General features: G+C 65.5%; 16 protein-coding genes and 1 pseudogene. 6 read left to right on the top strand and 11 right to left on the bottom strand.

Annotation, left to right across the window (positions count from 1 at the left end):
• Positions 1–30 precede the first annotated feature (30 nt).
• The 5 genes from ACTJI2_RS06340 to ACTJI2_RS06320 all read right to left on the bottom strand — a co-directional run bounded on the left by ACTJI2_RS06340 (position 31) and on the right by ACTJI2_RS06320 (position 7,249).
• On the bottom strand, positions 31–2,595 hold the full coding sequence (locus tag ACTJI2_RS06340; protein ID WP_318288904.1) for an RHS repeat domain-containing protein: 2,565 nt from the start codon (positions 2,593–2,595) through the stop codon (positions 31–33).
• A 43-nt stretch (positions 2,596–2,638) separates the two neighbouring features.
• The gene (locus tag ACTJI2_RS06335; RefSeq protein WP_440841478.1) at positions 2,639–4,525 is read right to left on the bottom strand and encodes a hypothetical protein; all 1,887 of its coding nucleotides are present in this window, start codon (positions 4,523–4,525) and stop codon (positions 2,639–2,641) included.
• Positions 4,526–4,883: 358 nt separating this feature from the next.
• Positions 4,884–6,002 (bottom strand): cyclopropane fatty acyl phospholipid synthase, encoded by a 1,119-nt coding sequence (gene cfa / locus ACTJI2_RS06330; RefSeq protein ID WP_440841476.1) that lies wholly within the window; start codon positions 6,000–6,002, stop codon positions 4,884–4,886.
• A 22-nt stretch (positions 6,003–6,024) separates the two neighbouring features.
• Positions 6,025–6,861, bottom strand: a complete 837-nt coding sequence (locus tag ACTJI2_RS06325) for a PdaC/SigV domain-containing protein (protein WP_440841475.1) — start codon at positions 6,859–6,861, stop codon at positions 6,025–6,027.
• 112 nt (positions 6,862–6,973) lie between these two features.
• Entirely contained in the window at positions 6,974–7,249 is a 276-nt protein-coding gene (locus tag ACTJI2_RS06320; RefSeq protein ID WP_183641977.1) for a GNAT family N-acetyltransferase, read from the bottom strand.
• 195 nt (positions 7,250–7,444) lie between these two features.
• Between ACTJI2_RS06320 and ACTJI2_RS06315 the strand changes: the two genes are divergently transcribed.
• Positions 7,445–7,654 (top strand): hypothetical protein, encoded by a 210-nt coding sequence (locus ACTJI2_RS06315; RefSeq protein ID WP_183641980.1) that lies wholly within the window; start codon positions 7,445–7,447, stop codon positions 7,652–7,654.
• 102 nt (positions 7,655–7,756) lie between these two features.
• Here ACTJI2_RS06315 and ACTJI2_RS06310 read toward each other — a convergent pair whose 3' ends face one another.
• From ACTJI2_RS06310 to ACTJI2_RS06300, 3 genes are read right to left on the bottom strand one after another with little or no spacing between them, the layout of a single operon-like run.
• Complete coding sequence (locus ACTJI2_RS06310) at positions 7,757–8,509, bottom strand: hypothetical protein (protein WP_440841474.1); 753 nt, start codon at positions 8,507–8,509, stop codon at positions 7,757–7,759.
• A gap of 51 nt (positions 8,510–8,560) precedes the next feature.
• The gene (locus tag ACTJI2_RS06305) at positions 8,561–9,175 is read right to left on the bottom strand and encodes a rhomboid family intramembrane serine protease (RefSeq protein WP_192197688.1); all 615 of its coding nucleotides are present in this window, start codon (positions 9,173–9,175) and stop codon (positions 8,561–8,563) included.
• 8 nt (positions 9,176–9,183) lie between these two features.
• Entirely contained in the window at positions 9,184–10,806 is a 1,623-nt protein-coding gene (locus ACTJI2_RS06300; protein ID WP_192197687.1) for a POT-type proton-dependent oligopeptide transporter, read from the bottom strand.
• A gap of 131 nt (positions 10,807–10,937) precedes the next feature.
• Between ACTJI2_RS06300 and ACTJI2_RS06295 the strand changes: the two genes are divergently transcribed.
• Positions 10,938–12,713, top strand: coding sequence for a M14 family metallopeptidase (locus ACTJI2_RS06295; RefSeq protein WP_440841473.1), 1,776 nt, complete (start codon positions 10,938–10,940; stop codon positions 12,711–12,713).
• A 174-nt stretch (positions 12,714–12,887) separates the two neighbouring features.
• Here the strand turns inward: ACTJI2_RS06295 and ACTJI2_RS06290 are convergent, their stop codons facing one another.
• The 3 genes from ACTJI2_RS06290 to ACTJI2_RS06280 all read right to left on the bottom strand — a co-directional run bounded on the left by ACTJI2_RS06290 (position 12,888) and on the right by ACTJI2_RS06280 (position 15,314).
• Positions 12,888–13,640, bottom strand: coding sequence for a glutathione S-transferase family protein (locus tag ACTJI2_RS06290; protein ID WP_183641995.1), 753 nt, complete (start codon positions 13,638–13,640; stop codon positions 12,888–12,890).
• A gap of 58 nt (positions 13,641–13,698) precedes the next feature.
• On the bottom strand, positions 13,699–14,580 hold the full coding sequence (locus ACTJI2_RS06285; protein ID WP_192197684.1) for a ZIP family metal transporter: 882 nt from the start codon (positions 14,578–14,580) through the stop codon (positions 13,699–13,701).
• Between the two features lie 134 nt (positions 14,581–14,714).
• A complete protein-coding gene (locus ACTJI2_RS06280; protein ID WP_440841470.1) occupies positions 14,715–15,314 on the bottom strand; it encodes a YdeI/OmpD-associated family protein in 600 nt (199 codons plus the stop codon).
• A 123-nt stretch (positions 15,315–15,437) separates the two neighbouring features.
• Here ACTJI2_RS06280 and ACTJI2_RS06275 point away from each other — a divergent pair, with 123 nt between their 5' ends.
• From ACTJI2_RS06275 to dbpA, 4 genes and pseudogenes are all read left to right on the top strand, one after another.
• Positions 15,438–16,457, top strand: a complete 1,020-nt coding sequence (locus ACTJI2_RS06275) for a YbaY family lipoprotein (RefSeq protein ID WP_318288896.1) — start codon at positions 15,438–15,440, stop codon at positions 16,455–16,457.
• Positions 16,458–16,462: 5 nt separating this feature from the next.
• The gene (locus ACTJI2_RS06270) at positions 16,463–17,047 is read left to right on the top strand and encodes a ribonuclease domain-containing protein (protein WP_440841468.1); all 585 of its coding nucleotides are present in this window, start codon (positions 16,463–16,465) and stop codon (positions 17,045–17,047) included.
• Entirely contained in the window at positions 17,044–17,490 is a 447-nt protein-coding gene (locus tag ACTJI2_RS06265) for a barstar family protein (protein ID WP_192197681.1), read from the top strand. Before ACTJI2_RS06270 ends, ACTJI2_RS06265 begins: the two co-directional genes overlap by 4 nt.
• Positions 17,491–17,519: 29 nt before the next feature.
• A pseudogene (gene dbpA / locus ACTJI2_RS06260) lies at positions 17,520–18,871 on the top strand (ATP-dependent RNA helicase DbpA).
• Positions 18,872–19,135 lie beyond the last annotated feature (264 nt).

Here is a 19,135-nt window from a genome sequence, read left to right as displayed (position 1 = left end):
ACATGAGGTCTTCTTCCAGGTGTCGTTCAATCAAGGGCTGAGCAGCAGTTGGTACAGCAACGGCATGGGATTGTTGGCCTGGTGTTTGACGCCAGGGTTGGCCACTGCCGCACAGACGCCAGTGGCATTGCATGACAGCACGCGATAGCTGTAGCTGCCCGAAGGCCGGTCCAGCGAAGTCCAGCCCGGCGTGGCGCCGTCGTACACGGCAGTCCAGGTCATGCCGTCAATACTCTCTTCGACGACGTAGCGCACTGCACCCGACACCGCCGACCAGTTCACATAGGTGGTGGCGCGTACCGGCAGCGAGGCCGGCCAGTCCACCTCGGCGACCAGGCTACCCCCCAGTTGGATGTAGTCCGTGGCTTTGCCCGTGCGCTGGTTCTGTTGGTAGCGCAGCACACCCGCCTGGTCGTAGAAGGAGAACAATGCTCCTCCGGCCTGCTGCGAGCGGGTGCGCCGACCGTGGGCATCGTACTGATAGGATTCGGCGTTCCTGACTTCGCGCAGTCGATTGCCGTAGTCGAAGATATGGGCGGTGCCGTTGCGATTGCTCAGGTTGCCTTGCACGTCATAACCCAGGCCGATGACCGTGGCCCCCGCACAGCCACCGGTCTTGACATTGGTCAGACGCCAGGAAGGGTCATAGCAATAATGGTGGTCACGCCCTGGCGCCACCACGCGGGTCAGGTTGTCCAGCACGTCATAGCCGTATTGGGCGACACCGAACATGGGAGACTCGACGCGCACAAGACGGTCCAGACCGTCGTATTCCATCGTCCGGTTGCCGCGCTGGTTGCGGCCCGCAGCACCGTCTGCAATGGCAGTCACGTTGCCGTTCTTGTCGTAGCTGTACCCATCCCGCAACAACGCGGTGCCGCCATAGGCATCCTGGCTGACTTCCGGCAACTGCCGCGCGTTCTGGGTCAGCGTATGGACGATGCCGTTGCCATAGCTGAATTGCTTGATGGCGCCGTTGGGGTAATAGCTCACCGACTTGGCATAGGTACCCGTCTGGGTCGGCTGGCCCAACGCATTTGGAAGATAGGCGACTGTTTGCCCACTCGGATAACGCACGCTGCTCAGGTTGCCACTGGTGTCATAGTCGTAGCCCAGCGTCCAGGTGGCGCCATCCGCGCGCGCCAGCGCTTCGGCCCTGGGCAGTCCACGCCGGAAGTAGGCGTAGCTGTTGTAGGTATACACCCCGTCATTCAACGTACTGACCTGCTTGACTTGTCCCCCCGGCCAGTACTGCCAGCGCTGGTTGCCCTGCCCATCCGGGAACGTCAGCGAGTTCAGACGTTGGCGTGTGTCGTAGCTGCGCAAGACCCAACGCCCCGACGCCGCGGCCAGCGCCGTGCTGCATTCGGCCAGGCTCGACAAGGTCAAACCCGAGGCCGAACCGATGAGCAGGCCAGCCGCGTCATAGCCCATCACCGTCGTACCGGTCTCCGGCTCGACCATCTTGCACAATCGCTGGCGCTCGTCATAGACATAGCTTCGTTCCAGTACCGGCTCGCCCACGCCACCGCGCCGGGTGATGCGGGTGGGCTTGCCCCAGGCGTCGCGGGTGATGTCGGTAATCGCCCCCAGTGGCTGCTGTTCGATGCGCATCGGCCAGTCATAGCTGGGCTGGTCATAAGCCTGGTAGGACGTGATGCTCACTTGCCCCTTCGGGCTGGTGACTTTTGTCTTGAATCCAGCCTCATAGGCCGTGAGCGTGGTCAAGGGTCCCGATTCGCTGTCCTGGCTGACGGAGGTCACCCGTCCCAGCGCGTCATAAAAGCTCCAGATGCCCTTCAAGGCGCTGTCGTTGATGCTGGTGAGGCTACTGACCGGATAGGACTGGAACTCCAGCTGGCCCTCCGTGTCGTAGCGCTTGACCACCAGGCTATGCGTGGCCGCGATGGTGGTCCCGTTGGTGTTGTCGAATTGCTCTTCCAGCACCGGCCGCCACAAAGCATCGAAATGCTTGACCCGCCGCGCCGCGCCGGTATCCACGATCTGAATCCAATAGCCAGCCGGCAGGCCATAGCGTCCCACGGCGCTCGGGGCAAAGCTCTGCGTCGTACGGGCCCAGGCACTGGTGTTGCAAACCCCGGCGGTCGTCTCCGACGGATGGGTGATGCTCGCCAGCCGGCCCATCGCATCGTAGGTGTAGCAAGTGGTATAGCCGCCCTCGTCCGTGACCGAGTCGATCCAGCCATTGCCATTCACCACCGCCGACTGCGTTGTACTGTCGGCATAGGTGATGGTTTGCGGGATACCGCGCTTCCAATTGTTGAATGTGGTGACGTTGTTGTTGCCGTCCCTGACGGTCCTGAGCGTGCCCAGCTGCCCCGTGTCCACAGGCGAGGCCACATCGTAAGTAAATACCTGCGGCACACGACCGAACTCACTGGTCTGCGTCGGCAACGCCTTCCAACCATATACGGTACTGCTGGTCTCCACCCCGTTGGTCGTCGTCCGTTTGACTTGCCCCATTACCCACAACGCCGGATCGTCGTAGTACTCGATGGTTTCAGTTTTGCTGTAGGTCTGTGCCTCGCCCGCCAACGGCAACGCCAGCAACATCCCCAGTACTGCCCGCTTCATGCCCCGCCTCCATGCCAATCGCACATCACAGAACGACACTGCCCTATTGCGGAGCGCTGGCCTTGTCAATCTTCAAGGGCCGGATGAATCCATCAAAGCAATACCTTCCTCCACAGTCGGCCCTGACCCTCCAAGTGTGGTTGACCCCATCCACCCACTCAATTTTCTCGATCAAGGGAACATTCAAGTTGTCATGACCATCAAACATGCCAGCGCCCGCAGAGAGCTGTATCCCCACGTACTCCGGAAAATTCTGATTCGCGGCATTCTCAAGATACTTGTAACTGATGCGCCGTAAAACAGTGGAACCAGCCCCCGACTCCTCTTCGATTACCTTTCCAAACATCTTTGCAAAACCAAACTTGTACCTCGTGAACTTCCCGGTCGAGTCCGACACCACCGTGCGCGCCTCATATGGTGAAGTCCATCCCGGCTCGTAACTGTAGTTGCGGACATAGGTTGAAAGTCCAGGGCCAGACACCGTCATCTTGTAAAGAGATGCCATCTGGTAGACGGAAGGGTACGGCACAATTGGCCCGACATCGGCTCCACCTCCGCCAGCGATATGCTGATAATAACAGCGCGCTTCGCCATGATTTGTTCCATGCAATATCTTGCGCAAGTCGAATTTCGCGGTAGCTCCTGAAGGACTCCTTATCGACACATAGGAGGCATCATCATATCCGGGCGCGACAGACGTTGACTTTGTACCTATGTTTACTCTGCAGTTCGCCCATACTTCCAGCGGCCGATACCAATTGATGCTGCGCAAGTTATTGGAGATCTCGTACCCCCAAGAACTCCCGTCTGGATTGGTCACAGTGCTCAATGAGCCAAGATTCCCCTCATATGCATAGGTCCAGGTCCGTCCGAATGAGGAAACTTGCACCAATCTCCCACCGGAGTACCCGAAAGACATCACTGTCTCGCCATTGTGGACAATTGAACTCAGATGAAACGGGTTGTCAGCGTCAAATTTGTATTCAGTCTTGTTCCCGAACCTGTCAATGACTTCAGTCGCATACAGGAACGATTGCATCCTTGGAACAGCAAGCGCCACCCAGCATCCTTGATGCGTTGCGAGAGCGGATTCAGGCGACCGATAAATGTTCTGACTCGCGCCCGAGCAGGTGCTGTCGTTGATATTTCCCGCAAACCTTTTTGCAAACCAGTTGAAGTGATAAATCGTGCCGTTGGGCAAAGTCACCCGAAAACCCTCTCCGCGCCCATTCTTCAGCGTATCAAGGCACGAAATCTTCCAATGGCTCGGCGTGGTGCCCACATAGCTTCGCCCGTCCTGTGGACTGGCTGTTCCACTTATGGACTCCTTGACGGATTCCATTCCATGACCAGGAACATTGATGCTTATCCCGGAAAAATAATATTCAGGCCTGTAGGCGACCTGGGAAAAGGTTCCGACCCCATAAATGGTGGGTAGCTCGCCAAGATAGGTACAGCGTTTGACATCATTTGACCAATTTGAACCTGGCCAACCATCACCGTAACCAGCGGCGAATATTCCCGTCATGTAAGGAATATCAAGTTCCCATGGCGTTGCGGGCATACTCGAAAAATCAGTGCCGCTACCCAACTCGTCCGTGCTGAATTCCGTCGGACTCAGTTTCCGCCCGAAGGTTATTGGGCCAGAATTTGTCTGGACGACCACATCCGTCGTGCGGAAAGAGACCCCACCGTCCTGGAGATTCACGGACTGACCAAAATCCTCAACGGTCATCGGCTCAATCACTTGAGCCGCTTTTGTCCGGCTATTGTAGTTGTCTATGACGGATGCCCCATACGCGTTGGAGCACATGAGAATCCCGGCGCATATCACCGTCCCAAGCTTTCTTTGCATGTCATTCCCTTTAAGATTCTTCCCCGACCCAGAATCATTGTTGATCCGCCGCGCCTGCCTGGAGGCGTACGGCATGCAGCCCCGGATTCATCGGCCCCTTGCGGATGATCTCCATGACTCTCCCCATGTCGCTCCCGCATTTTCCTTGATCAGGGAACCTGATTGGCAGTTGACAATCGATCTTCCTGCCTTGTCAACCATCCAGAGCAAGAGCCAGCCAACTCACTTTTATTTTTCTTTTGCAAGACCTCATTGTTGGATGCAGGCATCCATGCGTGTTCATCCCCGATTCGACGGCACGATACTGGCAAGCATCCCACGAGGAGGCGCCTGGCCAACGAAGGACTATCGTCCAGCGCTGCGGTGAACCCGTGTACCGTTCTTACTCACGAAGACGCGCCAATGCTATCGTGCCTCCCCCTGTGTTGCGTGGCTAACGCACTGATACATACCCGCCCGGCACACCCTTCGGCGACAGCACCACCTGCCACAATTGCGAGCGCCGACTGCGAAAAGTCGCCATCGAAGCGGCCAGATAGAAACGCCACATGCGGCGAAAACGTTCGTCGTAGCGGGCATCCAGATTTGGCCAGGCGCGTTCGACGTTGGTGCGCCACGCCTGGAGGGTGCGATCGTAGTCGGTGCCGAAGCTGTGCCAGTCCTCCAGCACGAACAGGCCTTCGCTGGCCTGCGCGATCTGCGCGGCGGACGGCAGCATGGAATTGGGGAATATGTATTTTCCAATCCACGGATCGGTGTGGTTGACCGAGCGATTGGTGCCAATGGTGTGCAGCAGGAACAGGCCGTGCTCCGGGAGGACGCGGCGGGCGGTTTCGAAATAGGTGCGGTAATTCTTGACGCCGACGTGTTCGAACATGCCCAGCGAGAAGGCGGCGTCGAAGGGTTCGTGCAGGTCGCGATAATCCTGCAGGCGGATCTCGATGGGCAGGCCCTTGCACAACTCGCGGGCGTATTCGGCCTGCTCCTTCGAGATGGTCACGCCGACCCCGGAAATGCCGTAGCGTTCGGCGGCGAATTTCAGTGCCTCGCCCCAGCCGCAGCCGATATCCAGCACGCGCATGCCGGGTTTCAGTTGCAGCTTGCGGCAGACCAGGTCCAGCTTGGCGGCCTGCGCGTCGTCGAGGTTGTCGGCCTGGCGCCAGTAGCCGCAGCTGTAGACCAGGCGCGCGCCGAGCATGGCGTGGTAGAGATCGTTGCCGAGGTCGTAATGGCGCTCGCCGACTTCGCGGCTGCGGCGGCGGGTCTGGGGGTTGAACAGGCGCGCGAACAAGGCGTCGCGGATTTCGCCGGTGCCGTGCACGCGCTCGTCCAGACGTGCGTTCAATACATGGAACAGGAAACCATCCAGCGATTCGGCATCCCAGTCGCCATCCATGTAGCCTTCGCCCAGGCCCAGCGAGCCCTGCCCCAGCATCCGCGCGTAGGTGCGCGGATCGTGCACCTGGATGTCCCAGGGCCGGTCGCCGCCAATCCGCACATCCGCTTCCGCCAGCAGTCGTTCGACCCGTTGCGCGAAGCGTGACGTGCTCATGGCAGGCCCTGTTGTGCGAAGTCTATTGGACGAACAGCCCGCTGTAGCCGGGCGACAGGTGCGGACGCAGCACCGAGGCCGGGACGTCCACGGTCTGGGTGCCGTCGGCGTAGGGCCCCACCTGGTACGGCGGGAACACGAAGCGCAGCGCGCTGATGTGGCCGGTGGTGTCGAGGACCGGCACGAACTGGGCGAAGTTCTCCGCCTTGGGCTCGGTGCCGTCGTCGATCATGCGCGAGGCGTTTTTCAGTACTTCACTGCGTTCGGCCGGCTCCAGTTCGTCCGCATCCGCGCGCAGGGTGACGCCGGTGAGCAGTTGTTCGCGCACGTAATCGCTGATTGCCTGCCAGCCGGCGGGTTTGGCGATCAAATCATTGGCCGACAGCAGGTGGTTCTGCTGCGGCAACCAGACGAAGCGCGCGATCAGCGGCTGGCCGTGGGCGCCGCCGGTATAGCGGCTGCCGTCGGCGGCGACCGCGACGACCTGCGGGGTTTCCAGCAGCTTTTCGAAGCTGAGCGAGAGTTCGTAGGGCGCGGTCGGCTTGTCGTTGCCGAAGCCGTCCACCGCTTCCATCAGTTCGCCGCGGGCGGCGTGCGCGTAATCCGACAGCGCTTTGGCAAGACCGGGGTAACGATCGATGCCCGGCGGATAGGTGATGCCGACGACGTAGCGCTCGTTGGTCTCGATGACGTCCTTGAGTTCGACCGGCGCTTCCGGCGCGACGGGACTGGTGGCGGGTGCGCCGGCTTCGGGCGTGGCGGCGGTCGGCGGCTGGGCAGCGTCGGGTTCGCGCTTGCACGCGGCCAATGCCAGCACCAGGGTCGCGGCCAGCAGGGAAATGCGATGGACCTGTTTCACGTCAGGGGCTCCTTCCACTCAACGAGGCGACAGTTTATGCCGCGTCGCAGCAGCGCTCCAGCCCCGGCCGCGGGAATACAGTGTTCACGCCAGTAGGGCCACGCCCGGAAAATCACGCCAGCAGGTCGGCGTACTCGGGGTGGCGCTGGACGTAGACCGCCGAGTACGAGCAGGCCGGCACCACCTTCCAGCCGGCGGCCCGCGCGTGGTCGAGCGCGGCCTTGACCAGTTGCGCGGCGATGCCGCGTCCGCCGATGGCCTCCGGCACGCCGGTGTGCTCGATGACCATGCGGCCGTCGCGCAGGCGGTAGATCAGTTCGGCCTCGTGCCCGTCCACCGAGGTGGAAAAGCGCTGGCCATCGGGGTCGTGCTGAATCGTGATGTCCATCACTATCTCATTGAATATTCGGGGGTTCCATTCTGCCCGCGCGGCCAGGAATGCGACAGAAGCCGACGCGGCGCGTCACTCTTGGTCACGTCAAAAAGCTGACGGACAGCGCTATTTCACAGTGTTTTCACTCCGGGCACCGGGTTGGCACGGTCTGTGCGTAATCCCCGGCAAGCAATCCGGTAGGGAACACCCATGAGCGCCAACGATCATCCGTCCGAGACCGCATCCGTCGCCAGCGATTTCACCCTGCTGGAAGGCCTGTTCCAGTTGACCGTCACCGGGCATACCGAGGACTGGGAATTCGAGCGCCTCAACAATGCCGTGTACGAGCGCCTGCTGTCCAACTACGCGCAGGAAGAAGTCGGCACCATCAAGCTGTCCAAGACGATGATGGCGGGCTGAGGCGCCGCCTCGCCCATCTCCGCATCGCGCGGCTTCCCGGTTCGCCTGCGCAACCGGGAAGCCCCGCCGGAAAGCCCGTTCCGGGCCCGGCCTCCGGCTTACCTACTCTTCTCCACGATGATCGCGCTTGCCCTGGTTGCGGCGATCACGGGCACTCATGCTGCCCTGGATGGCCTTCATCCGGCTTTCGGCGGCGTGCAGATCCACCTGCTTGGCAGCGGCGCCGGATGACTGGAAACCATCGGCCTGCGGCGGGATGCCGCCGTGGGCCTGATCCAGCTGCTGCCAGGGCGCGGGTTCGCGATCCTGCTGCTGTTTCTCGGCCAACAGTTCGCGGGTGCGCGCCAATGCCTGCTCGGGACTGATCCGGCGCTTGCGGGCGGGCGCTCGCTTGCGGGGCGCGGAAGTCGCGGTGCGCTTGCGCGTCACCTTGCTGGCCGGCGCCTTCTTCGCAGCGGTTTTCCGGGTCACTGTCTTCTTCACCGCGACCTTCCCGACCGCGGCTTTCTTCGCGGCAGCTTTCTTCGCGACGGCCTTCTTGGCCGCGACCTTCTTCCGCGTGACCTTGCTGGCCACTGTCTTCTTCGCGGGCGCCTTGGCCCGCTGGCTGGCGGTTGCTTTGCGCGTGGCGGTCTTCTTCGCGGCTTTCGTGGTCTTCCGCGCGGTCTTGCCGGCCGTTCCGGTGCCGGTCTTGCGGACGCGGGCGCCCGCCTTTTTCGCCGTGGCCTTGCTGGCGGTCTTTGCCGCGGTCTTCCGGGTGGCCTTCTTCGCGGTCTTCTTTGCCGCTTTCTTCGCGGCCTTGCGGGGCGTGCTGCGTGTACGTGTTGCCATATTGCCTCCACGGGTGTGGTTCACCCGTGGGATAACACAGCGGATCTTCAGATCAGGTGATTGGCGCCGCCGCGTTCAGCTGCCGAAACGGCTCAGCTGGGCAAGGAAATGGTTCAGCACCTTGGGCTCCATGGCAATCATGAAGAGCACGCCATAGGCGGCGCCGGCCAGGTGCGCGCCGTGGTTGACGTTGTCGCCGCCGCGCTTGTCCATCCAGATGCTGTAGGCCACATAGAGGACGGCGAACACGATGGCCGGCATCGGGATGAAGAACACGCCGATCATCGCCCACGGATTGATCAGGATGAACGCGAACAGCACCGCCGACACCGCGCCCGACGCGCCCAGGCTGCGGTAGTTGGGATCCTTCTGGTGCTTGAGGTAGGTCGGCAGGATCGAGACCACCAGCGCCGACAGGTAGAAGCCGATGTAGACGAGCACGCTGCCGGTCAGCTCGGTGACCACGCCTTCCATGATCCGGCCGAAGAAGAACAGCGTGACCATGTTGAACAGCAGGTGCCAGATGTCGGCGTGGATGAAGCCGTAGGTCACCAGCCGGTCGTACTGCTTGTTGCGGTCGATGGCCGGCGGCCAAAGGATCAGGCGGCCGGCCAGCGCGGGCGTGCGGAACGCCAGCAGCGAAACCACCGAGGTGATCAGGATCAGAATCAGGGTAATGGGGGCTTGCATGGGGATTCTCAGACCGCGCGGTAGTTGTCCTGCATCGGATAGCTCCGCGCGTAAAGGGCGAACACGAGCGCCGCCAGGAAGGCGAAGCCGGCGAAGAAGAACATCAGGAACGCATTCTCGCTCAATCCGGTGCTGGCGATGTGGGCGGTGACGGTGTCGTTGCGGACGCCGGCGTTGGTCAGCAGGACCCACAGGCTGCCGAAGGTGCTGGTCAGGTACCAGAACGCCATGATCACGCCCTTCATGGCCTGGGTCGCCTGGCTGTAGGCGAATTCCAGCGCGGTCGCCGAGACCAGGATCTCGCCGAAGGTCAGCAGCGCGTACGGCAGGATCTGCCAGGCCAGCGAGACGGGGTCGCCGCCGTCCATCCACAGCTGCAGGGTGCCGGCGACCACCCAGGCCAGACCGGAGAACGCGATGCCCCAGCCCATCCGGCGCAGCGGCGTGGGCTCGAAGCCGAGCTTGCGCAGGGCCGGGTACAGCACCAGGTTGTTGAACGGAATGAGCAGCATGACCATCGCCGGGTTCAGCGCCTGCAACTGGCCGGCGTCCTTGATCAGCCAGCCCGGCCACCACCAGACACCCTCGGGCATCACCATTTCCTTGCCCTGCAGGACCCAGGTGGAGGCCTTCTGGTCGAACAGCGACCAGAACGGAGTGACCAGCGCGAACACGATCAGGATGCGCAGCACCGCGCGCACGCTGTCCACCGCCGCATCGGGATGCCGGCCGCGCGCGCGTTCCAGTTGCATCGAAGCGCCCCAGCCGCCGAAGGCGATCAGCACGCCCAGCGCCAGGCACGCGGAAATGACGAATCCGAAGTCGTCCGGCCACCAGCCCGGCGCCAGGCCGAGCATTGACAGCGCCCACAGCACCAGCAGCGCCACCGCGATGACCACGCCCGCCATCGCCACCAGATATCCCCAGCGCCCCTCGCCTTCGCGGCGCGCGGCCAGCGCGGTGCGCACCACCCGCAGGAACGAATCCGGATCCTCGCCCGAGGGCGGCACGTTGACGTACTGCTTGCGCCCCAGCCAGAAGATGAAGGTGGCGATGAACATCAGGATGCCGGGGATGCCGAACGCCACCGCCGGTCCGTAACTGCGCAGGAACAGCGGCATCAGCAGAGAGGCGAAGAACGAACCGAAGTTGATGGTCCAGTAAAACGCATCAAAGACGATCTTGGCCTTGTTCTTGTTGCTCTGATCGAACTGGTCGCCGACGAAGGAGACCACCAGCGGCTTGATGCCGCCCGAGCCCAGCGCGATCAGGAACAGGCCGGTGTAGAAGCCGGTGCGATGACTCTCGAACAAGGCCAGGCACGCATGGCCGGCACAGTAGATCAGCGAGAACCACAACACCGTGTTGTACTTGCCGAAGTAGCGATCCGACAGCCAGCCGCCCAGCAGCGGGAAGAAGTACACGCCGATGACGAAGCTGTGGAAGACGTCCTTGGCCACGCCCTGGCGCTCGGCCTCGGGCAGGTAGGCCAGCAGGATGCTGCTGGCCAGGAACTGCACCAGGATGTTGCGCATCCCGTAGAAGCTGAACCGCTCGCAGGCCTCGTTGCCGATGATGTAGGGAATCTGCCGAGGCAGTCGGCCGGCGGTGGCTTCGCTGGAAGTGGTCATCCGGTGTTCCGTTGGCAAATTGCGGGAAGGTTACCGTATCCGGTCCGGGGGGTCGAACCTCGTTGGTCATGCTGGGCGCGGCCGTTTCAGCCCGGCATCATGCGGGGCTTTCGCCCCTCCGGATACCGCCCATGATCCGTCCGCTCCACGCCGCCATCCTGCTCGCCCTCGCCCTGCCCTCCCTGCCGACGGCCTCCGCATCCGCCGCCACGGCGGATCTGGCCACCGTGTCCGAGCAGTCCGGATTCGTCCGCACGGGCCGCTACGAGGAAGTCATCGCGCTGTGCGATCGCTTCGCCAAGGCGTATCCGAAGGCGGTGCGCTGCATCGAGTTCGGCACCACCCCGGAAGGCCGGCCGATGAAGGCGCTGGTCGCCTCCACCCGCGGCGCGTTCACCCCGGATCAGGCGCGCCGGCAGAACCTGCCGGTGGTGTTGATCCAGGGCGGCATCCACGCCGGCGAAATCGACGGCAAGGACGCCGGTTTCCTGGCACTGCGCGAGGTGCTGGAAGGCAAGGCCGCCGCCGGATCGCTGGACAAGCTGGTGTGGGTGTTCGTGCCGGTGTTCAACGTCGACGGCCATGAGCGCTTCGGCGCCTGGAACCGCCCCAACCAGCGCGGCCCGGTGGAAATGGGCTGGCGCGTGACCGCGCAGAACTACAACCTCAACCGCGACTACGTGAAGGCCGACGCGCCGGAAATGCAGGCGATGCTGCGGCTGGTGCAGCAGTGGGATCCGCTGGCCTACGTGGATCTGCACGCCACCGACGGCGCCCAGTTCGAACACGACATCTCGGTGCAGGTGGAGCCGGTGCACGCCGGCGACGAGGGACTGCGCGTGGCCGGTCGCGCGCTGCGCGACGGCGTGCTGGCGGATCTGGCCAAGCAGGGCTCGCTGCCGCTGCCCTACTACCCGTCCTTCGTGGTCGGCGACGATCCGAGTTCCGGCTTCGAGGACAGCGTGGCTCCGCCGCGTTTCTCGCACGGCTATTTCCTGCTGCGCAATCGCATCGGCGTGCTGGTGGAAACGCATTCCTGGAAGGAATATCCGGTGCGCGTGAAGATCACCCGCAACACCATCGTCGCGACCCTGGACCAGATCGCCGCACACGGCGCCGACTGGCTGAAGGCCGCGCAGCAGGCCGACGCGGCGGCGGCGAAGCTGGCCGGCCAGCCGGTGCCGCTGGAATGGGCGGCCAGCAAGCAAAGCCACACCGTCGAGTTCCGCGGCTACGAATACACCCGCACGCCGTCGGACGTGTCCGGCGCGCTGATGACCCGCTACGACGAAACCAGGCCGCAGATCTGGAAAGTGCCGATGCGCGACGATCTGCATCCCTCGCTCAGCATCCCCGCGCCGGGTGCCGGTTATCTGGTGCCGGCGGCCTACGCCGGCTGGGTCGGCGAAAAGCTGAAGCAGCACGGTATCGAGTTCCGTCGCGTACCGGCGCTGGCGAAGGAAAATGTGGAGGCGTTCCGCGCCACCCGCACCCGTTTCGGCGCGCAGCCGGTCGAAACCCACCAGCGCCTGACCGTGGAAGGCGCATGGGCGCCGGAAGCGCGCGACGTGCCGGCCGGTTCGCTGTTCGTGCCGATTGCCCAGCCCAAGTCGCGCCTGCTGATGGCGCTGCTGGAACCGCAGGGGCCCGACTCGCTGGCCGCGTGGGGCGAATTCAACAGCGCGTTCGAACGCAAGGAATACATGGAGGACTACGTCGCCGAGGACGTGGCCCGCAAGATGCTGCAGGACCCGGCGGTGAAGGCGGCGTTCGAGCAGAAACTGAAGGACGATCCGGAGTTCGCCAGAAATCCGGGCGCGCGCCTGGAGTTCTTCTACCGCCGCCATCCGGCATGGGACGAGCGCTTCAATCTGTATCCGATCTATCGGACCAGTCGGGTTCCATGATGGTCTGAGGGGCTTCGGCCTTCATGGCCCCGCAGGAATCCATGCACATCGCGTCATCCCGGCCAAAGCCGGGGTCCGTGTTCGAGGAACAACAAAGCAGCGGAGCAAGCTCCGCTCTACCGATGCGTAGAGCCGAGCTTGCTCGGCTGCCCTTGCCAGGAACCCGCGGCCGCCCTACTCGACCTTCATGATGCCGCGTCGCGGGGCGATGTTGCCCAACGTGTTCGCGGTGACCGGCGCGCCCAGCTCGATCAGGACTTCGCGCTGCTGCGCGACCGGCGTGCGCAGCGTCTTTTCCTCGAATGCGGCCAGCGCGCGGAAGGCCGGCAATGCCAGCGCGCGTTCGACGAAGGCGGCCGTGCGCGGCCAGCGCGCGGCGTCGATCTGGTAGCGCACGAACGCGGCATTGCGGAAGAACGCGGCGATGGCGATGTCGGCCGCGCCGACCTCGCCGAACAGGAAGCCTTGGGCCGGCAACTGCGCTTCCAGGTAATCCAGCGCCTCCGGCAGTTCCTCCTCGCGCGCCTTGCGCACGACCTCCTCGTCCGGGGTCTCGTTGAACAGGTAACGCTTGACGCCCAACTGGTAGAACATCCGCCAGATGATCACCTCGCCCAGCCGCGAGTCGGCGAATTCCTCCAGCCAGCGCGCGCGGGCGCGGTCGCGCGGCGCGGCGGGATACAGCGACGGGGTCGGTTGCAGATCTTCCAGGTATTCGCAAATGACCGTCGAGTCGTTGAGGACGAAATCGCCGTCGATCAACACGGGGATGCGCCGCAGCGGACTCAATCGCGAGAAGGTCTCGTCGCCGATGAAGGGGGCGAACGGGTCGATCCGGTAGTCGATGCCCTTCAGTTGCAGGCAGACCAGCACCTTGCGCACGTAGGGCGACAGGTAGTTGCCCAGGATCGTCACGGGTTCGCGCATGCGCCGGCTCCATTGGAAGTGCCGCGAGCCTGCGGGCTGCGGCGGGCCGGGTCAAGCCTCAGCCCAGCGCGGTATCCAGCGCCATCATCAGGCAGAAGCCGATGGCCAGGCCCAGGGTGGCGAAGCCGCCGTGTCCGTGGCGGTTGGATTCGGGAATGACGCTGTGCGCGACCGCGGTCAGCATCGCGCCAGCGGCGAAGGCCAGACCCCACGGCAGCAATGCGGCGGAAATGCCCACCGCCCACGCGCTCAGCACCGCCGCCGCCGGTTCGACCACGCCCGAGAACGCGCCGATGAACACCGCCTTGGCCCGCGCCATTCCGGCACCGGCCAGGATCAGCGCCACCACCAGTCCTTCCGGAACGTCCTGCAGGGCGATGCCCATCGCCAGCCCCGCCGCGCCCGGCAGGTGGCCACCCGCCGCGACGCCCACCGCCATGCCCTCGGGCACGTTGTGCAGCAGGATCGCGAACACGAACACCAGCACGCGCGCCGGCACCAGCGGCGTGTCGGGATGCGCTTCGACCGGTTCGTCCACCAGCACCCGGTCCAGTCCCAGCAGTGCCAGCGCGCCCAGCAGCAGGCCGCCGCTGATGAGTGCCGCCGCGCCCCAGCGTCCGTAGCCGATGCGTTCGGCCGCTTCCAGTCCGGGCAGCACCAGCGAAAAGGCCGTTGCCGCCAGCATCACCCCGGCACCGAAACCGAGCAGGCCGTCGGCCAGCCGCTGCGGCAGGCCGCGCACCACCAGCACCGGCACCGCGCCCAGCGCGGTGGCCAGTGCGCACAAGGCGCCGCCTCGCCAGCCGGCCGCCGCGCCCGTCGCATCGGCGGGCGCCGCCGCCAGCGTCCACAGGCTCGCCACCACGATCGCCGCGGTGGCGACCAGGTACGGCCAGGCGTTGGCCTGGCGGAAAGCCAGCGGTTGCAGCACGCGATTCATGGTCGGCGGGCTCCGGAACGGGCGCGCACGCGCGCCCCGCATGCGTCCGATACTAGCGCCGCTGCGGTCACGCGGCCATTCGGAAGCGCCGATGGCGGTGTTCGATGCGCCCTATCGCCCCGGCGATGGCGTGTTCACATGTACTTCCAGTTGCGCGGCTTGCCCTCGGCCAGCCACTCCACCGACTGGGCGATGCGGCGCTGGCGGGTGTCCTCGCGCTTGGCCTCGGTCACCCATTCCACGTATTCGCGCTGCTGGCTGGGACTGAAGCCTTCGAACGCGGACAGCGCCTTGCGTTGCTTCTTCAGCGCGGCGAGGAAATCCGCCGGTGGTTGCGGCGCCGGACGCGGCGTCGCCTGCTTGCGCGGCCCCGCCGCCTTGACGCCTTCCTCGTTCAACTTCATCGCCTTGCGGATCAATGGCAGCAGTTGCTTCTTCGGCGGGATGTCGGCCAGCCGGGTCATCTTGCCGAAGCTGCCCATGCCATCGCGCGGCACGCCTTCTCCGACCACCAGCGCATGCTTCCAGAAACCGAACGAGGCGTGCTGCTTGAACGCCGCCATCCCGCACAGGATGCCGCCGGCATACACGAAAGTGGGCATGCCCCACTTGATCGTTTCCTCCACCTGCGGGCACGCCTCGTGGACGATTCCGCGCAGCTTCTCCAGGATCGGCTGCGCGAATTCGGCCGACCTGGCGATGTAGGCGTCGATGCGGGGATCGTGCCGGGCCATGGGATCGCTCCGTGGGACGTGGCGCCACTCTAGCGCGCCGGGTGCCACCTCGCGCGCGTCCGTCACGGAGGGTGAAGCTTCGCGCGACTATCCTGCCGGTTTCATCAAAGGAAGGAACAGGACATGGTCTCCCGTCTCGCGCTCCCCGCGGCCCTGCTGCTCGCCCTGGCCGCCTGCCAGCCGAAGCCGGCCGGCGATGCTCCCGCCACGCCCGCCGCGACGGCCCCTGCGGCGGCGGCCACCATCACCGGCGCGGCCAGCTATCGCGAACGGATCGCGCCACCGCCGGGCGCGGTGCTGACCGTGCAGTTGATCGACAACCAGTTGGCCGACACGCCGACGGCGATCATCGCCAGCGCCGATATCAAGGATGCCAAGGGCCCGCCGTTCGCTTTCGAACTGCCCTACGACGCTAGCAAGCTGCGGCCCAACGGCAGCTACGGCCTGCATGCCAGCCTGCGCGACGCCGACGGCAAGCTCTGGTTCGTCACCGACACCCGCACGAGCGTGGTGCCGGGCAGTGGCCAGCCGGCCAACCTGTCGATGATCCGGGTGGCCGAGGAACCGGCGTCCGCCGCGCCGCTGAAGATCCAGTGGCAGTGCGGCGACCAGCGCATCGCCGCGACCTTCGACAACGGTGCGGCCGACAACGTCACCCTGGACGTGGACGGCAAGCCGCTGGTGCTGCCGCATGCGGTGTCCGCCTCCGGCGCGCGCTATGCCGACAACGCAGGCAACGAGTTCTGGACCAAGGGCCGCGAAGGCATGCTGACCCTGGCCGGCAAGGACAAGCTGGATTGCAGCCAGACCGAGACGGCATCGCCGTGGGATGCGGCACGCGAGCGCGGCGTCGCCTTCCGCGCGGTCGGCAACGAGCCGGGCTGGCTGGTCGAAATCGGCGCCGGCAAGGCGCCGTCGCTGCATGCGGAACTGGACTACGGCGAACGCAAGCTCGATGTCGCCTCCGCCGAGGCCACCGCGAACGGATTCCGTGGCCGCACCGCCGATGGCGTCGACGTCGCCCTGGTCGCCACGCGCAAGGCCTGCCAGGACGACATGAGCGGACAGGACTTCCCCGCCACCGCCGAACTGACGGTGGGCGACAAGACCTATCGCGGCTGCGGCCGCTTCCTGGCGGAGTGATCGTCATGCCGCGCCGTTCCCGCCATCGTTCCGGGTTCCGCAAGCCCGCCATCATCATCACCGTCCTGCTAGTCCTGGTCGCCGGCTGGTTCTGGCAGCAGCAGCGCGCGCGCCACGATGCGGTCGGCGAGGCGCCGCCATCGATCGCCGCCGATACCGGCGGGCCGGGCGCGCGCGCCGAACTGCCGCTGCCACCAATCGAATCGACCCGGGTGGACGCGGCCGCCACCGCGCCGGCGGTGCCGCCACCACCGGCGCCTTCGGCGTCCCCGGCGCCGGCCTCCGGCGACGCCCAGGCCGGACTGCCGGCGTTCCTGCCGCCGGAGGCGCACCGGACCCTGGCGCTGATCGCGCGGGGCGGGCCGTTCCCGAACCGACAGGACGGCAGCGTGTTCGGAAATCGCGAGGGTCGGCTGCCCGCGCGCCAACGCGGCTACTATCGCGAATACACCGTGGACACCCCGGGGCTGGATCACCGCGGCGCGCGGCGCATCGTCACCGGCGGCCAGCCGCCGGTGGAGTACTACTACACGGATGATCACTATGAGACTTTCCGCCGTTTCGACGTGCCCGCACAGGTGAACCGATGACCGACTCCGGTTTCGATCTCGGCCTGGGCGACGCGCGCCAGGCCGGCGTGTTCTTCGTCACCAGCGAGGATCTGGATTCCCTGGGCGCCGCCGGCCGGGACGCCGGGCTGGGCGTGCGCCGGGTGGACCTGTCCGGCTGCGAGAACAAGGCCTCGCTGATGCTGCGGCTGGCGACCCAACTGGATTTCCCGGACAGCACCGGCCGCAACTGGGACGCGCTGTCCGACAACCTGCGCGATCTGTCCTGGCTGCCGGCGCCGGGCTACGTGCTGCTGCTGGACCAGGGCGCGGAGCTGCGCGAGCGCGACGAGGGCGTGTTCGACACGCTGCTGGACGTGCTGGACGAGGCCGCGCAGTTCTGGACCGCGCAGGAAGTGCCGTTCTGGGCCTTCCTGGCGCTGGACGAGGACGATTTCGAGGACATGGACGCGCAGTTGTCCTGATCCGGCCGCGCGCCGTGCGATCATGGCGCATGAGCGAATTCAGCACCCTGCCCCTCCTCGATGGCCTGCGCCCCGGCGTCGAGGCCCTGGGCTACACCCATCTGACCCCCGTGCAGGCCGAGAGCCTGCCCGCCATCCTGGCCGGCCGCGACGTGATCGCCCAGGCCCCGACCGGCAGCGGCAAGACCGCCGCGTTCGGCCTGGGCCTGCTGCAACGGCTCGATCCCGCCCTGGTCCGCGCGCAGGCGCTGGTGCTGTGCCCGACCCGCGAACTGGCCGACCAGGTCGCCCAGCAGGTCCGCAAGCTGGCCATCGGCATTCCGAACCTCAAGGTCACCCTGCTGTGCGGCGGCATGCCGCTGGGTCCGCAGATCGCCTCGCTGGAGGCGCATGACCCGCACGTGGTGGTCGGCACGCCCGGGCGGGTGCAGGAACTGATGCGCAAGAAGATCCTGCACCTGGGCGGCATCCGCACGCTGGTGCTGGACGAGGCGGATCGGATGCTGGACATGGGCTTCGAGGAGCCGATCCGCGAAATCATCGGCAGGACCCCGCCGGACCGGCAGAGCCTGCTGTTCTCGGCGACCTTCCCCGAGGCCATCCGGACGATGGCGCGCACCAGCCTGCGCGACCCGCTGGAAGTCACCGTGGCCGCGCCGGAGGATGCCCGCACCGGCATCGAGCAGCGCTTCATCGAGGTCGAGCCGGCGCGCAAGCAGATCGCCCTGGCCGGCCTGCTGGCGGCGGAGCGGCCGGAATCGGCGGTGGTGTTCTGCAACACCCGCAAGGACACCGATGAGGTTGCGGTTTCGCTTCAGCATTTCGGTTTCTCCGCGCTGGCCCTGCACGGCGAGATGGAGCAGCGTGACCGCGAGGAAGTGCTGGTGCGCTTCGCCAACCGCAGCTGCAACGTGCTGGTCGCCAGCGACGTCGCCGCCCGCGGGCTGGACATCGACGACCTGGCGGCGGTGATCAACTACGACCTGCCCAGCGACGTGGACACCTACATCCACCGCATCGGCCGGACCGGCCGCGCCGGCCGCGACGGCCTGGCGATCAGCCTGACCACCCCGCGCGAGCGGCCGCGCACGGCGGCCATCGAGGAGCGGTTAGGCCAACCGCTGCGCTGGGACCGCGCNCGCCCCCCGCCGCGATGAGCACGCTGCGGATTGATGCCGGCAAGACCGACAAGCTGCGCCCGGGCGACATCCTCGGCGCGCTGACCGGCGACGCCGGTCTGCCGGCCGCGTCCATCGGCAAGATCGCCATCTTCGCCACCCGCTCCTACGTGGCGGTCGAACGCGGCAAGGCCGCGCAGGCGCTGGCCCGGCTCAACGCCGGCCGGATCAAGGGCCGCAGCTTCCGGGTGCGCCGGATCTGAGGCGCGGGCGGGACGCTGGTCGGGGATTCGGGAAGGGCTCGCGGCGGGACATTCGGGGAAAGGCTCGCGGCGGGACGCCGCTCCTACCCGGGGGCTTGGCGNTGGGTAGGAGCGGCGTCCCGCCGCGAGCTCCTAGCGGGGTCTTTGCAAACCGCTCTCCTTGCGGGCTCTCCGTGAACCGGCCACCTAACGGGATCTCCGCGAACCAGCTTCGCCCGAACCCCCACGGCGCCCCCCAAACAGCGGGCACAAAAAAACGCCGGG

This window comes from Pseudoxanthomonas sp. 22568 (assembly GCF_052044485.1).
Lineage (GTDB): Bacteria > Pseudomonadota > Gammaproteobacteria > Xanthomonadales > Xanthomonadaceae > Pseudoxanthomonas_A > Pseudoxanthomonas_A beigongshangi.
This window is presented reverse-complemented; position numbering and strand designations above follow the sequence as displayed.

Coding starts and splice junctions, on each gene's coding strand:
- ACTJI2_RS06340 (WP_318288904.1), bottom strand. CDS start 2,595: ATGAAGCGGGCAGTACTGGGGATGTTGCTGGCGTTGCCGTTGGCGGGC.
- ACTJI2_RS06315 (WP_183641980.1), top strand. CDS start 7,445: ATGAGCGCCAACGATCATCCGTCCGAGACCGCATCCGTCGCCAGCGAT.
- ACTJI2_RS06270 (WP_440841468.1), top strand. CDS start 16,463: ATGCCGCGCCGTTCCCGCCATCGTTCCGGGTTCCGCAAGCCCGCCATC.
- ACTJI2_RS06290 (WP_183641995.1), bottom strand. CDS start 13,640: ATGCGCGAACCCGTGACGATCCTGGGCAACTACCTGTCGCCCTACGTG.
- ACTJI2_RS06285 (WP_192197684.1), bottom strand. CDS start 14,580: ATGAATCGCGTGCTGCAACCGCTGGCTTTCCGCCAGGCCAACGCCTGG.
- ACTJI2_RS06280 (WP_440841470.1), bottom strand. CDS start 15,314: ATGGCCCGGCACGATCCCCGCATCGACGCCTACATCGCCAGGTCGGCC.
- ACTJI2_RS06320 (WP_183641977.1), bottom strand. CDS start 7,249: ATGGACATCACGATTCAGCACGACCCCGATGGCCAGCGCTTTTCCACC.
- ACTJI2_RS06300 (WP_192197687.1), bottom strand. CDS start 10,806: ATGACCACTTCCAGCGAAGCCACCGCCGGCCGACTGCCTCGGCAGATT.
- ACTJI2_RS06265 (WP_192197681.1), top strand. CDS start 17,044: ATGACCGACTCCGGTTTCGATCTCGGCCTGGGCGACGCGCGCCAGGCC.
- cfa (WP_440841476.1), bottom strand. CDS start 6,002: ATGAGCACGTCACGCTTCGCGCAACGGGTCGAACGACTGCTGGCGGAA.
- ACTJI2_RS06335 (WP_440841478.1), bottom strand. CDS start 4,525: ATGCCGTACGCCTCCAGGCAGGCGCGGCGGATCAACAATGATTCTGGG.
- ACTJI2_RS06275 (WP_318288896.1), top strand. CDS start 15,438: ATGGTCTCCCGTCTCGCGCTCCCCGCGGCCCTGCTGCTCGCCCTGGCC.
- ACTJI2_RS06305 (WP_192197688.1), bottom strand. CDS start 9,175: ATGCAAGCCCCCATTACCCTGATTCTGATCCTGATCACCTCGGTGGTT.
- ACTJI2_RS06295 (WP_440841473.1), top strand. CDS start 10,938: ATGATCCGTCCGCTCCACGCCGCCATCCTGCTCGCCCTCGCCCTGCCC.